Annotated in this window: 13 protein-coding genes and 1 rRNA gene; 8 read left to right on the top strand and 6 right to left on the bottom strand. The window is 52.4% G+C overall.

Annotated features, from left to right (window positions below):
- Position 1: 1 nt before the first annotated feature.
- A complete protein-coding gene (locus tag QC823_RS05950; protein ID WP_309655441.1) occupies positions 2–895 on the bottom strand; it encodes a bile acid:sodium symporter family protein in 894 nt (297 codons plus the stop codon).
- A 145-nt stretch (positions 896–1,040) separates the two neighbouring features.
- Between QC823_RS05950 and menA the strand changes: the two genes are divergently transcribed.
- Positions 1,041–1,901, top strand: coding sequence for a 1,4-dihydroxy-2-naphthoate octaprenyltransferase (menA, locus tag QC823_RS05945; RefSeq protein ID WP_309655440.1), 861 nt, complete (start codon positions 1,041–1,043; stop codon positions 1,899–1,901).
- Between the two features lie 96 nt (positions 1,902–1,997).
- On the opposite strand, the gene QC823_RS05940 is transcribed toward menA, so the two are convergent.
- The 3 genes from QC823_RS05940 to arsB all read right to left on the bottom strand — a co-directional run bounded on the left by QC823_RS05940 (position 1,998) and on the right by arsB (position 5,111).
- The gene (locus QC823_RS05940; protein ID WP_309655439.1) at positions 1,998–3,230 is read right to left on the bottom strand and encodes a DUF3422 domain-containing protein; all 1,233 of its coding nucleotides are present in this window, start codon (positions 3,228–3,230) and stop codon (positions 1,998–2,000) included.
- A 112-nt stretch (positions 3,231–3,342) separates the two neighbouring features.
- Positions 3,343–4,005, bottom strand: a complete 663-nt coding sequence (locus QC823_RS05935; protein WP_309655438.1) for an NADPH-dependent FMN reductase — start codon at positions 4,003–4,005, stop codon at positions 3,343–3,345.
- A 32-nt stretch (positions 4,006–4,037) separates the two neighbouring features.
- Positions 4,038–5,111: an ACR3 family arsenite efflux transporter gene (gene arsB, locus QC823_RS05930; RefSeq protein ID WP_309655437.1), complete on the bottom strand. Its 1,074-nt coding sequence runs from the start codon at positions 5,109–5,111 to the stop codon at positions 4,038–4,040.
- A gap of 138 nt (positions 5,112–5,249) precedes the next feature.
- Between arsB and QC823_RS05925 the strand changes: the two genes are divergently transcribed.
- Both QC823_RS05925 and QC823_RS05920 read left to right on the top strand, forming a co-directional pair.
- Positions 5,250–5,660 (top strand): arsenate reductase ArsC, encoded by a 411-nt coding sequence (locus QC823_RS05925; RefSeq protein ID WP_309655436.1) that lies wholly within the window; start codon positions 5,250–5,252, stop codon positions 5,658–5,660.
- A gap of 48 nt (positions 5,661–5,708) precedes the next feature.
- Positions 5,709–5,834, top strand: coding sequence for a hypothetical protein (locus tag QC823_RS05920; protein WP_309655435.1), 126 nt, complete (start codon positions 5,709–5,711; stop codon positions 5,832–5,834).
- Here the strand turns inward: QC823_RS05920 and QC823_RS05915 are convergent.
- Positions 5,831–6,646: a universal stress protein gene (locus QC823_RS05915; protein WP_309655434.1), complete on the bottom strand. Its 816-nt coding sequence runs from the start codon at positions 6,644–6,646 to the stop codon at positions 5,831–5,833. The two genes, QC823_RS05920 and QC823_RS05915, sit on opposite strands and share 4 nt — an antisense overlap.
- Before the next feature lie 94 nt (positions 6,647–6,740).
- Entirely contained in the window at positions 6,741–7,925 is a 1,185-nt protein-coding gene (locus QC823_RS05910) for an acetyl-CoA C-acyltransferase (RefSeq protein WP_309655433.1), read from the bottom strand.
- A 123-nt stretch (positions 7,926–8,048) separates the two neighbouring features.
- Here QC823_RS05910 and QC823_RS05905 point away from each other — a divergent pair, with 123 nt between their 5' ends.
- From QC823_RS05905 to QC823_RS05885, 5 genes are all read left to right on the top strand, one after another.
- Positions 8,049–8,630, top strand: coding sequence for a TetR/AcrR family transcriptional regulator (locus QC823_RS05905; RefSeq protein WP_309655432.1), 582 nt, complete (start codon positions 8,049–8,051; stop codon positions 8,628–8,630).
- Between the two features lie 210 nt (positions 8,631–8,840).
- On the top strand, positions 8,841–10,505 hold the full coding sequence (locus QC823_RS05900; RefSeq protein ID WP_309655431.1) for an AMP-binding protein: 1,665 nt from the start codon (positions 8,841–8,843) through the stop codon (positions 10,503–10,505).
- Positions 10,506–10,527: 22 nt separating this feature from the next.
- Positions 10,528–11,295: an SDR family NAD(P)-dependent oxidoreductase gene (locus QC823_RS05895; RefSeq protein WP_309655430.1), complete on the top strand. Its 768-nt coding sequence runs from the start codon at positions 10,528–10,530 to the stop codon at positions 11,293–11,295.
- A gap of 219 nt (positions 11,296–11,514) precedes the next feature.
- Positions 11,515–13,320, top strand: a complete 1,806-nt coding sequence (locus QC823_RS05890; RefSeq protein ID WP_309655429.1) for an acyl-CoA dehydrogenase C-terminal domain-containing protein — start codon at positions 11,515–11,517, stop codon at positions 13,318–13,320.
- A gap of 626 nt (positions 13,321–13,946) precedes the next feature.
- A 16S ribosomal RNA gene (locus tag QC823_RS05885) occupies positions 13,947–14,028 on the top strand; the annotation flags it as partial.

Raw genomic sequence — 14,028 nt, 5'->3', positions numbered from 1 at the left:
TTTAAAAACGGCGTGGGGCGGCCGTCAGCTGATAACGATCTCGCCACAGGCAGGTGAACATCCACAGGAATGCTGGTACGTTCATCAATAGACCATAAAGAAGTGGCACTAAGCCCATGCCCGGTTGTTGCAAAAGACTAAAAGCGACCATCATCGCTACACCGGCGTTTTGCACGCCGACTTCAACGGTAATGGCGCGTACACTGGTATTGGGTAGGTGAAAACGTCGTGCCACTTGGTACCCCAACGTCATGCTCAACACGCACATCAATAGTACCGCCAGCGTTTCAATGCTGAGCAGTGAAGGCAGCCGCTGCGCATGGCTAATGAACAGCGCCGTTACCACGCCAATCATCGCCACGCCCGTTAATACTTTTATCTTAGGCAGTAGCCATTCGAGTATTGCCGACTCAAGCATACGGCGCAGCAACATCCCGGTGAGCACGGGAACTAAAGTGACAAGCAGTAGCTGGCCGACGGTATGCCAATAGGGCAAGTGCAGGCCCGCGCCGCTCAATCCCAGCACGTCCAGATTCCAACCCATGACCAACGGCAGGGTGAAGGGTGCCAGCACTGCGGCGATGGCGGTCAAACTAACGGATAACGCCAAATCCCCTTGTACCAGATAGCTAAACATATTCGATGTCGCTCCCCCCGGCACCAGCGAGACTAGGAGTAACCCAGCGGCCGCCAGCGGCGAAAGCGGCAGTAACATGACAAGCCCCCAAGCCAGCAACGGTAATGCTAAAATTTGAAGGCCCGAACCAAGCAATAGGCGACGTGGTTGGCGCCAAGGGCGGGCGAAGTCGCTTTTTGTCAGGCTAAGGCCCATTGCCATCATCACACTGGCCAATACCCAGGGAAGGAGAACTTGTGACAACCATTCGGGGGACATCCTGGCTCCTTAAAAAACGATAGGCAGAAACACTAGGCGAAAATAGTAGGTAAAATAAGTCGCTAACGTAAGTTATGTAAGTCGATTACGTGATATTAAGTAGAGAGTTGATGATGCGTATCAAGTATTTCCAAGCGCCTTTGGCATGAATAAGACAGCTATCTGGGTGCAAGCACTGCGTCCACGCACGTTGCCAGCGGCGATAGGACCTATTGTACTGGGTCAGACATTGGTCGCGCCGGAGCATTTTTCTTGGCTGACCGCTATCTTGTGTCTGATTTGCGCATTGGCCTTGCAACTGGCGGTGAACCTGGCCAATGATCTTTTTGATGGGTTATCGGGAGTGGATGAGCATGATCGCCTGGGGCCAAGGCGAGCGCTTCAAGCCGGGTTATTGAGTGCCGGTGAGTTGCGAGTAGGATTGATGCTGATGCTGGGAGTCGCCGTCGCGACGGGGTTATGGCTTGTTCTTTTTGGCCATTGGCTGCTCTGGGCATTGGGCGGGTTGGCTTTGCTGGGGGTGCTTGGTTACAGCGGTGGACGACGGCCCTATGCCAACCTGGGCTTGGGAGAAGTAGCAGTTTGGCTATTTTTTGGCCCGGTGGCAGTGTTGGGTAGCTTATTGGCTCAGCAGTCTCCGGTTCACGGCGGGGCGATATTGGCCGCTTCGTTAGTGGGGTTGCCGGTAGCCGCCATTCTGGTGGTCAATAACCTGCGCGACCGTCACACCGATGCCCGCGCCGGTAAGCTGACCGTGGCAGTGCGCCTGGGGCCGCAGGCAACGCGATGGCTATTCAGTATTTTGACGTGGGGGCCGTGGCTAGTATCGCTGCCTCTTGGGCTGGCGGCTTGGGCCTGGCTGGCGTGGGGAGGTATCGGCTTAGCAGCGTTGGTTTTGAACATGAAAATGTGGCGACATGACGGTTCGGCGCTCAACCCAGTGTTGGGACAGACAGCACTCTATTCTCTGGCCATAGCACTTTGGTTAGGGCTGAGTCTGAGGTGATTGGTCCATCGCTAGGGGTATCGTAACCTTTATGCCGTAGCCTAAGGCATCCATAAAGCTAGTACCGTGATTTCTTTGCACGAAAGGTTGTGAACCCTAGTGTTTCTTCACGCGTCGAATGTGCCAGGCGATGATACCTAATATCCCTATACTCAATGGTGCTATTACGGCGGCGGCGGTAATGGGGGAGATCTCAGCGCCCAGGGCATCAAGGCTCTGCAGGCCGAGCTTGAAAAGGCTGAAAAGGTAGTAACTGATCACGATGATCGAAAGCCCTTCGACGGCTTTTTGAATTTTTAGCTGGCTGCTGGTGCGTTCGTTCAGGCTATTGAGAATTTTGGAATTTTGTCCTTCGATTTCTACTTGAGCGCGTGTTCGCAAAAGATCATTGAGTCGCGTTGCACTAGCAGCGAGTGTTTCTAGTCGTTGGTCCATCGCAGCGCAATAGCGCACGGCGGGCTGGAAACGTCGCAATATAAAAGTGCCTAGGCGAGGGTAATCGCCTAGACGTTCTTCACGGAGCTCTTTAATGCGGGTGAACACGATGCGCGCATAAGCGTCGGTGGCACTAAAACGCTGGCGGGTCTGTGCGCCACAACGCTCTAACTGCGCTGAAAGCGCGGTTAACGCTTTTAATAACGGTTCTGGCGCGGCTTGTTGCTGTTCGGCATGTTGAGTGGAAAGTTGTGTCAGTTGCTGTTCGTACTGAGTCAATTCTTGGCTTAAAGACTTTGCTTCTGGAAGCGCGAGCATGGCCATCATGCGATAGGTTTCAATATCAAACAGACGTCTTGCCATGCGGCCCAGGCGATAACGGTCAAGATTGTTATTCACCAATAGCAAGCGATTAATGCTGTTTTCGTTGAGCTTAAAATCGCTCCATACGGTTGCATCATCGCCGCCAACGCGTGACCCCGTGGGATGATTAAACCCATAGTGTTCAACACTACCTGCCCACTGGTGAGCAGATTCTATTCGCAGCAGAGTAGCGCTAACGATGGCTTGGGCATTTTCCTCGAGTAGCGGTTTTAAAAGCATTGGTGGCGATGGCCACTGAGGTGTGTCGGCTTCTATGGGCTGCATCACCGTTAAGGTGAAAAATTCGGTATGTTGTTCCCATTTTAGGGTGAGGTTCTGGCAGTCCACGATCTGCTGAGCGGCTGATGATTCCATCTTGATGCCGGTGGCTTCAGCGAGTTGGTTGAGCAGTGCGGAGCGTTGCATGCCTTCTTGTAAGAAAGCAAAGTGATGAAGGATCGCAGGGCCATCAAAGTAAATTGAGGGCCTAGCGTGAAGCTCGTTGTGCAGCGAAGCATGAAGCGGATGCATAAACTTGTCTTATGGTAATGAATAAGTATGCGCTAAGCGTAAGGGCAGACAAGAAAGACGCCAAGCTTATGCGTCAAGATGCCGCTCAAAGAAGCGCTAAGCAGTCTCCTGGCTAATCGCTATCTGGCGCATTTCGCTGCGAGGGTGTGGTCTTAAATGCAGGGGATAGTGCCTGCGGGTCTTGAATTGCTTTTTGTGCGTTTGCGGCGTCAGCCCACCAACGAAGTTGGTCTAGCGTGCGACCGAAGTAGCTTTCCCAACGTGGTGCGTCTTGCTGGAAATGCCCCGCTTCATCAAGTGCGTCTTGCGCTTTTGGGATATGTATCATCGCTGAAACGGGTAAGCACCCAAGTTCAGAAAGGAACGTCCGCATTGAAACGCTAGCTCTGGCGCCACCCCATTGACCCATGGAGTAGGTCACAATCGCGCTCGGTTTGAACGCAAACAACGAACTGCCAAAGTGGTTGAGTAAATGGCTTAATGCAGGGCTCATTGAGTGGTTGTATTCAGGGCTGACCATGACATAACCATCAGCCTCAGCGATTTTACTCGCCAGCGCCGACAAGTCCTCTGGCACGTTAGTGCTTGAATAAGCAAAGTGCGGTTTAAAAGGGTCTTTTAACGCGATATCGAGTGGATCGATAATTTCCGCCGTCACATTTTCGTGAGCATTCAGAAGGGTGGTGCAGGCTCGTGCGACACGTTCGCCCAAGCGGGCGGGCGAGGGCGGTGTGGTGGTGCGCGTGGATCCCAAAAAAACCAAAAAGTGTGCCATCTGAGCTTCTCCCATGCCGTAGGTGTAAAACGTTACGATGCTGCCGGAAAGTGGTGCCGCGTTTTGTTGGCGATGCGTACTAAAGCGAGCATCAAGGGTACTTCAACCAACACGCCCACAACGGTCGCCAGGGCGGCGCCGGACTGCATCCCAAACAGGGCGATAGCCGCGGCAACGGCGAGTTCGAAAAAGTTACTGGCGCCAATCATCGCGCCCGGTGCGGCAACGTTATGCGGCACTTTCCATGCTTTCGCCCAACCGTAAGCGATAAAGAAGATCAGGAAGGTTTGCAGAATCAGCGGAATCGCAATCAGTACAATGTGCAGCGGATTTTGCAGGATGACTTCGCCCTGAAAAGCAAACAGCAGAATCAGCGTGACGATTAGCCCCATTGGGGTAATCGGCCCGACACGTTTCATGAAAACATTGTCGTACCATTCTATGCCGTGCTTTTTGATCAGTGTTTGCCGGGTAATATAGCCGGCGGTCAGCGGTATCACGATATACAACACAACGGAGAGAGCGACGGTATCCCAGGGGACGTGGATGTTGGATACCCCGAGTAAGAACACTACGATAGGGGCGAAGGCTACGAGCATAATAAGGTCATTAAGCGACACCTGAACCAAGGTGTAAGCGGCATCGCCACGCGTTAGGTAACTCCACACAAACACCATCGCGGTGCAAGGCGCCGCGCCCAGTAAGATAGCCCCCGCCAGGTATTGATTTGCCAAGTCTGGGGCAATAAAAGGTTGAAACAATACGGTCAAGAAAAACCAGGCAATGGCGAACATGGTAAAGGGTTTGATCAGCCAGTTGACCGTTGTCGTGATAATCAGCCCCTTGGGCTGGCGGCGAACCCCTAGAACCGACGTAAAGTCGATCTGTGCCATCATCGGAAAAATCATGGCCCAGATGAGTATCGCGACGGGGATAGACACCTGTGCGTATTCAAAACGTGACAGCGTTTCGGGTATGGCGGGCGCAAACTGGCCTAAGGCAATGCCAGCAATAATCGCTAACGCGACCCAAAGAGAAAGAAAGCGCTCAAAAAGCCCCATGCCTTCAGCCGTGCTGGGTTCTTCGTTGGGTTGTTTCGATGTCATGAGATCTCCTTGTTGCCGTAGCGTAAAAATACCTGCTCACTATATACGATATGTCGTATGTGGGTAAGGCGTTGCAACATTGTCGTCACGATTGCCATGTATTCTAGCTACTACATATTAGAGAAAGAGTTTTTCGCCATGTTAAAGCGTCGAGTGCTGTTTTTGTGCAATGCCAACTCTGCCCGTTCGCTCATGGGCGAAGTGCTACTTCGCCACATGGCGGGTGATAAGTTTGAAGCGTATAGCGCGGGCGCCGAGCCGGATGAGCCCCATGCGTATACGCTTGGAGCGCTACAAAAGCAGGGACTGTCAACTTCAGGGCTAAAAAGTAAGCCGTTGGCGCATTTTGCGGGAGAGCATTTCGATTATGTGATTGTGCTGTGTGATAAGGACAAGCAGGCTTGCTATGAGTGGGAAGGTGACGCGATGGAAACTTTCTATTGGGACATTCGTGACCCTCGCTTGATTGCTAAACCGGATGCATACGAGCAAGCATTACAAGAAATACGCCGGCGTTTGCAGCTATGGCTGCCACTACATACGTCTTGATTCATACCAGTGGGGCACGATTTTACTTTGCTGAGGAACATCGTCGAGATGAAAATCATCGATAATTTAAGTATCAAGGCGAGCTGGACATTGGTGCTGATCGCATTTAGTGGCTTAAGTACCCCGCCAAATGGCCATAAAACGGGTGCTGGCGAGCAAAGCTTAGCGGCCTAGTAAGCATGCGGTTTCTCTGGCACCACTAACACTGGACAGTTCACGCCTTCAAGCAATGCTTGAGCGGTGCTGCCGAGTAATCGCTCCTTCAATCGGCTGTGGCCCTGCTTGCCGATAATCACTAAATCGGCTTTCCACGCTTTGGCCTCTTCAATTAAGGCGTGGCGGGCTTCTCCAAAAACAATCACCGTATCGAGCTTGGGGACGCGTTTTTCTAACACGGCGAGATGTAACTGAGCGTCTTCCACACCTCGGCCGTCGGCAACCAGTAGCGCTTCTGCCATTAGTGCAACGTGGTTCTGGTAGTGAGGTGAGAGAGCTTGAAACATCTGATCTGCTGCCAATGCTGCCGGTGAGCCATCGGTTGCGAGCACTAGAGTCGTGAAGTCACTCCCGCTGGAAAGCACATCGTTTATCGGCTCCAGCCAAAGCGGTATATCGCTTAGATGGGCTAGGCGTTGAGCCGTACTACCTAGCAGCATATTTTGCCATCGCCCCTGGCCTTGGCAGCCGAGCAAGATCAGATCTGGTGAATATTGTTGCGCTAGCGCGGCTAAGCGTTCACTAGGCTTACCCGTTTCAACCAGGCAAGTAACGCTTAGGCCGATATCTCTAAGAGGCTCGCCTTCCGCTTCCAAGCGTTGTCGTACACGCTGAATATCGTCAGGGCTGGGGTGAGGGATTTCTTTGGGGCTTATGCTAGAGATAAGGGTGACCTTTTTCACACCTTTGGCGCGAAGCCGCATGAGCCGCTGCTGAAGTAAAGGCCAGGCACGAGAAAAATCGACGCCAATCAGGACGTGGGCAAACATAACGGCTCCGCGTTGTTTTGATCTCTACTAAGCCGTGGCAGGAGCACCCGGCAGTCATGCCAGGTGCCAATCTAACCAGGTGCTAATCTAACGATTAATCAATAAGCTCTACGGCGACCGCTGTGGCTTCACCACCGCCAATGCAAAGACTGGCGATGCCGCGCTTGCCACCTTTAGTGCGCAGCGCGTGTATTAGTGTCGCGATAATACGCGAGCCGGTTGAACCGATAGGATGACCTTGCGCGCAGGCGCCACCGTAAACGTTCACCTTCTCATGCGGCAGACCCAAGTCATCCATCGCCATTAACGTAACAACCGCGAAGGCTTCGTTAATTTCAAACAAATCGACATCGCTGACGTCCCAGCTAAGCTTTTTCAGCAGCTTGTCGATAGCGCCAACAGGGGCGATGGTAAATTCGCTGGGATGGCGTGAATGGGTGCTATGCCCGAGCATGCGCGCTAACGGTTTGATCCCATGTTTATCAGCGGCCGCTTGGCTGGAGAGAATCAACGCTGAGGCGCCATCTGAGATAGAGCTTGAGTTAGCGGCGGTGATTGTGCCGTCTTTGGCGAAGGCAGGGCGTAGCTCACGGATCTTATCCAATCTGGCTTGGAAGGGCTGCTCATCGTGCTCGACCAGAGTGTCGCCTTTTCGGCTCGTAACCGTCACGGGGGCCATCTCCGCATTGAGGTGTCCGGCGTTGGTGGCGTCCATGGCCCGCTCAAGCGAGGCGATAGCAAAATCATCCAAACGTTCGCGGGTGTAGCCGCGCTCTGATGCTACATCTTGCGCGAAAACCCCCATCAGTTTGCCGGTTTCTGCGTCTTCAAGACCGTCAAGGAACATGTGGTCTTTGAGTTCACCGTGGCCAAGACGGTAGCCGCCGCGCGCTTTCGTGAGCAAGTGGGGAGCATTCGACATAGATTCCATGCCGCCCGCAAGCAAAATTTCTCCGCTACCCGCTTTGATAATGTCGTGGGCAAGCATTGTCGCCTTCATTCCCGAGCCGCATAGTTTGTTGATCGTAGTGGCGCCGTTAGCATCGGGAATGCCAGCTTGACGCATGGCTTGTCGTGCTGGGCCTTGTTTAACACCAGCGGGCAGAACACAGCCCATAATGCCTTCTTCGATGTCGGCGGGTTTAAGACCTGAGCGCTCAATAGCCGCTTTAATTGCCACTGCCGCTAACTCTGGCGCTGTTACGCTCGAAAGGCTACCCATCATGCCACCCATCGGGGTGCGTGTTGCCGCTAGAAAAACGACGTCGTTGTGACTCATGGCTTATCTCCAAATCTTGGTGTTGTTGTGGTCGTCAAAGGGCGTGTTACGTTGACCCTTTGCGTGCGCTGTGGTTTTCTTCAGGATAACCAAGCAAGCGCTAGTGTAATAGATATGAATGTAATGAATGCATCACCTCGCCGCAAGGAACTAACGCGTCTCGCCGCACAGCTTTTTGTCCAAGAAGGTTTCGACAAGACGACGGTACGCATGCTTGCTCAGGAAATGGGGATTAAATCAGGCAGCCTTTTTCATCATTTTAAAGATAAGCAAGAGATATTGGCCGCTGTGATTGAAGAGGGAACGCATAATGCCCTAAGAATTGCTCGCCGTGCATTAGAATCTAGCCCCGCTGACCCTGAGGCACGCTTAAGGGCCATGGCGAGAGCGCATTTGGAAACACTCTTCACCGACCGTAACGCTCATGTCGTGGCGTTATTTGAATGGCGCCGATTAGACGACGAAGCGAAAGCGCACTTGAGCCACCTTCGCGATGCCTATGAAGCTCTTTGGGTTGATGTGATCGACACTGCGTTGGAGGCGGGGTTGATTCATGGGGATCGTTTTTTGGTCTCGCGCTTTGTGCTCGGCGCTCTCAACTGGACGGTACGCTGGTACGACCCGGCAGGGCCGAGGACACCGGACGATCTCGCCGATGAGTTGGTTGCGATGATTATTCCTGTAAAACGGGAGAGTGATCTTTGACTATTGTCTAGGCGTCTTGTCTTGGGTAAGGCTTGCTCTCTGTCAGGAATGGTTTTAGCGTTGGCGTATAATAAAGTTTCCGTTAACGTAAACGGATATATATTTATCCGCGCCAAGACAGGCCTAATAATCACAATTATGCGCTTTTAGCGCTTCGGTGATACGCCTGCATGGCGATACAGCTCACAACCACAACACAAGAGAGCGATCATGACTGCGACATCACTACCCGATTACCGTGAGTATCTTGAAAATTTTTCCGTCGATAGCGTTATCGCGCGTCTAGATGACCATCAAGATGGTTTTTTTAACGCGTATGAAGCCAGTTGCGGCCGCCATATCCGCGAAGGGCGCGGTGATGTGCTGGCCCTTGTTCAGGAAGATACACAAGGCAATACACATAAGTTGACGTATGCGGAACTTGATCAGGCGAGCGCGAAGCTTGCGGGTTGGTTTCAATCTCAAGGTTTGGGGGGCGGGGATCGGATCGCCTGTATGCTGCCGCGTACCCCAGCGCTATTAGTGGCGGTGGTGGCGACGTGGCGTATTGGCGCGGTATATCAGCCGCTATTTACTGCCTTTGGCCCAGATTCAGTCGATTACCGCTTGGGGCGGGCTGATACCAAATTAGTAGTTACCGATCATGCCAACCGTTATAAGTTTGATGGATTAACCCAGTGTCCTCCCGTACTGGCCGTTGGCGGAGCGACGAGTGAACATGCTGATGATTTGGATTGGCAGGTAGCGACGTCGCATGCGCCTTCCACCGAGAAGCCTCCGCGTTTAACGCCAGATCAACCGTTTTTGCAAATGTTTACTTCCGGCACGGTGGGCAAACCCAAAGGCGTTGCGGTGCCGCTTGCTGGCATGCCTGCATTTGCTATCTATATGGAGTTAGCCATAGATCTGCGGGAGGACGATCGTTTCTGGAATATGGCGGATCCAGGTTGGGCGTATGGTCTTTACTATGCCATTGCAGGGCCATTGTTATTGGGCGTAACCACTCACTTTTGCGAGGCGGGGTTCAGCGCCGAGGGTGCGCTCGACTTTATGAAGCGTCATCGTATTACCAACTTTGCGGCAGCCCCAACCGCGTATCGCTTGATGAAGGCTTCTGGGCTTTTTGACGATGCGCATCAAACGTTGGAGCTTCGGGCGGCCAGTTCAGCGGGTGAGCCACTCAATACAGAAGTCGTCACTTGGGTAGAAAAATCGCTTGGCTGCCCGGTAATGGATCATTACGGCCAAACCGAAACTGGCATGACATGTAATAACCACCATGCATTGGACCATCCAAAACACGTGGGTGCCATGGGGGTGCCAATGCCGGGGTACCGCTTGGCGATTTTGGATGCGGAATATAATGAGTTACCCCCGGGGGAGCCGGGTGTGCTGGCTGTCGATATCAAAAACTCGCCCGCACACTTTTTCCAAGGGTATACCTGGCAAGAAAAGCATCCGTTTGCCGAAGGGTATTACTTGACTGGGGATGTGGTGTTTCGCAACGAAGATGGCTCGTTCCAATTTGCCGGTCGCGATGATGACATCATCACGACGGCGGGCTATCGCGTTGGGCCGACCGATGTCGAAAATAGTGTGATGACGCATCCGGCGGTTGCTGAGTCTGCAGCGGTGGGTCAGCCCGATGAGATTCGCGGCGAAATTATCAAGTCCTACATTGTGCTGCGAGAGGGATTTGAACCCAACGATGATCTTGCTGATGAAATTCGCCAGCAAGTACGCGAGCGTCTTTCCACTCACGCGTTTCCTCGTGTGATTGAGTTTGTTGAAGAGCTGCCAAAAACGCCAAGCGGCAAAATTCAGCGCTTTAAACTGCGTGCCGAAGCAGCTGATAAAGCCGATTCAAACAGTTAAGTCACATTAAGAGGAAACGACGATGGATGTTAAGGGTAATACGTTTTTGATTACTGGCGCCGCTTCAGGGTTGGGGGCGGCGACCGCAGAGCGCTTAGTGGCAGGCGGAGGAAATGTCGTCCTCTGCGATATGCAAGAAAGCGTTAAAGAGCAGGCCAAAGTGCTTGGCGACTCGGCGGCCGCGTGTGTGGGAGATATTACCTCCGAAGCCGATATGCAGAAAGCCATAGCGCTGGCGGTTGAGCAAAGTGCTGGGCGGGGGCTGGCAGGCGTGATTCACTGCGCTGGAGTGGTCAGTGTCGGTAAGCTTGTTGACCGAGAAGGCAATCCCGCTAGCCTTGAGGCCTACAGCAAAACGGTCAATATCAACCTGATTGGCACATTCAATATTATGCGCTTGGCGTCCGCTGCGATGGCGAAAAATCCCCCCAGCGATGATGGTGAGCGAGGTGTGCTCATTAATACAGCCTCTATTGCAGCATTCGATGGTCAAGTGGGGCAGTGTGCTTACAGCGCTTCTAAGGCAGGTGTTGTGGGTATGAGTCTTCCGGCTGCGCGTGAGTTGTCACGTCATGGCATTCGCGTCATGGCGATCGCGCCTGGCGTTTTTGAGACGCCGATGATGAGTGAAATTCCCGATGAGGCGGCGCAAGCACTCGCGGCTGCGGTTCCTTTCCCGAAACGTTTAGGAAAGCCGGTCGAGTTTGCCAAATTGGCCGAGCACATTATTACGAATGTCATGCTTAACGGCGATGTCGTTCGCTTGGATGGCGGTATCCGCATGCAGTAACACTGGCATTGTCGATTTCTCACTTTGTAGATTGATAAATCGCTCAATAACCGGAGGTTGGCGTTCATGCTAACCTCCGGTTTTTTTGACTAAAGTCGAGCTGGATTTAAGAGATAAATGTCAAACGCTTGCTTGACTCTCTTCCTTCAGAGGGTTAGCTTTCAAACATACGTTTGAAAGATGCGCTAAGCACTTTCACCATTTGCCAGGAGAAGTGTTATGCCTACCTACCAAGCACCGCTACGTGATTTCCGTTTTGTCATGGATGAGATGCTGGATTATCCGTCTCACTATGCGCGCTTACCTTCGGGTGACGATGCATCCCCGGACGTGGTGAGTGCCATTCTTGAGGAAGGTGCGCGTTTTTCGCGTGATGTATTGCTGCCATTAAATCAGTCCGGAGACAGAGAAGGATGTTTGCTAGAAGGGGGTGAAGTTAAAGCGCCTCGCGGTTTTAAAGAGGCGTATCAGGAATATGTTGAAGGGGGGTGGCCTAGCCTTGCGGCTGAGCCGGAGCATGGTGGTCAGGGGCTTCCCCACTCACTTTCCATGGTGTTGTCTGAAATGATTTGTGCGACGAACCTGGCGTGGGGGATGTACCCGGGGTTGTCTCATGGCGCTGCCGATGCGCTAAGGCACCATGGTACCGACGAGCAAAAAGCCACGTATTTAACCAAGCTGGTTGAGGGTGTTTGGACAGGCACTATGTGCTTGACCGAGCCTCACTGCGGTACTGATCTTGGCTTGATTAAAACCCGAGCGGTGCCCGTTGATGGCAATGCTTACACGATTACCGGCACCAAGATCTTTATTTCTGCCGGTGAACACAATCTTGCTGAAAATATTGTCCATTTAGTCTTGGCAAAATTACCCGATGCGCCTGAAGGCTCCAAAGGCATTTCACTGTTCGTGGTGCCCAAGTTTATGCCGAATGCTGAAGGTGATCCTGGTGAGCGCAATGGTGTCACTTGCGGTTCTCTTGAGCACAAGATGGGCATTCACGGTAATGCCACCTGCGTAATGAACTTCGACGACGCGACAGGTTATCTGGTGGGGCCACCCAATAAAGGATTGGCCTGCATGTTTACCATGATGAATGCGGCTCGTCTGGGAGTTGGCATTCAGGGGTTGGGTCTGATCGAAGCGAGTTTCCAGAATTCACTAAGCTATGCTCGCGATCGTTTGCAGATGCGTGGTTTGTCAGGCAAGCAAGCTCCTGAGAAGCCTGCTGACCCGATTATTGTTCATCCCGATGTGCGGCGTATGCTGCTGACGCAAAAAGCGTTTGCCGAAGGTGGGCGTATGTTGGTGTTGTATACCGCGCAGATGCTTGATGTTGTCGAGCATGGACAGCCCGGTGAAGAGAAGGAGCGGGCGGAAACGTTGCTTGGTCTTCTCACGCCCATTGTTAAGGCCTTTCTAACGGAAGTCGGCTTTGAATGCACCAATGAAGGGGTGCAAGTTTACGGCGGCCATGGCTTTATCCAAGAGTGGGGGATGGAGCAGCTAGTGCGCGATGCGCGCATTACCCGGCTATACGAAGGCACAACCGGCATTCAGGCACTGGATCTGCTGGGTCGTAAAGTGTTGATGAGTCAAGGGGAGACGCTCAAAGTCTTCACCAAAGAGATCCATCAATTCTGTAAAGCTGAAGCCGATAACCCGTCTTTAAAAGAGTTTGTCGAGCCGCTGGCGAAGCTGAATGCTGAGTGGGGCGAGCTGACGATGGGAGTGGGCATGAAAGCAATGCAAGATCGCGAAGAAGTGGGCGCAGCAAGTGTCGATTACCTAATGTACTCCGGTTATGTCACGCTGGCTTATTTGTTTGCCCGCGCCGCTAAACAGGCGTCGGACTCTCTGGAAGGTGACGATAAAGCCTTCTATGCCGCCAAACTTAATACGGCACGTTTTTACTACCAGCGTCTACTGCCGCGCACAAAAGCGCACGCGCAAATGATTCAATCAGGCGCAGGAAGTTTAATGGCGTTGTCTAGTGATGATTTTGGCTTAGGCTTTGAGATTTAAATAGGCGGCGGTGCGTCTGCGCTCAAACGCTTAAATTAGGCACTCTCTGGTCAGGATGCTGATCGGTGGTTTGCGGCAGGCTCGCCTCTTGGCATCGTCTGCCGCTTTTTTTATGGCGTGTTTTAATTTTCTGTCACAAACCCCTTGCCAAGCCGCCGATGAAACCGTAAAGTACGCATCCGCTGCCGGGGACGCAGGGCGGTACCGGCGGTGATTGAAGGTAAAAACCTTCGGTTTGTCAGAGAGTTAGAGGTATAAGTAAGAGTGATATATTTCAGTCACTTTTTTACTTTCTTCACTCCACTTACTCAAAACAGTGATTGACAAGCACACGGAACGGCGTAGAATACGCCTTCCTCGCTGAGGCAAGCCATTCCGGTTATCGAATCGCTTCCCTCAACGAAATGCTCTTTAATAATGTGATCAGGTAATTCATGTGGGCGCTTGCCGATGAGGGTGATAAATCACCGAATATCAAGGCAAGCGGTCATGAGAACGACAGTTTTTAAACAAATGTTTTTAAACGACAGTTGAATGAATTCGTTTGAACCTTGAGCCAAGTTTGGTTCGCTTTTGTTGCCCTTTGGCGAGTCCTTAGGTCAGCAAGTAAGAACCACAATGATTGTAAACTGAAGAGTTTGATCATGGCTCAGATTGAACGCTGGCGGCAGGCCTAACACATGCAAGTCGAGCGGAAACGATCCTAGC

The sequence above is a fragment of the Vreelandella vilamensis genome (assembly GCF_031451755.1).
Lineage (GTDB): Bacteria > Pseudomonadota > Gammaproteobacteria > Pseudomonadales > Halomonadaceae > Vreelandella > Vreelandella vilamensis.
This window is presented reverse-complemented; position numbering and strand designations above follow the sequence as displayed.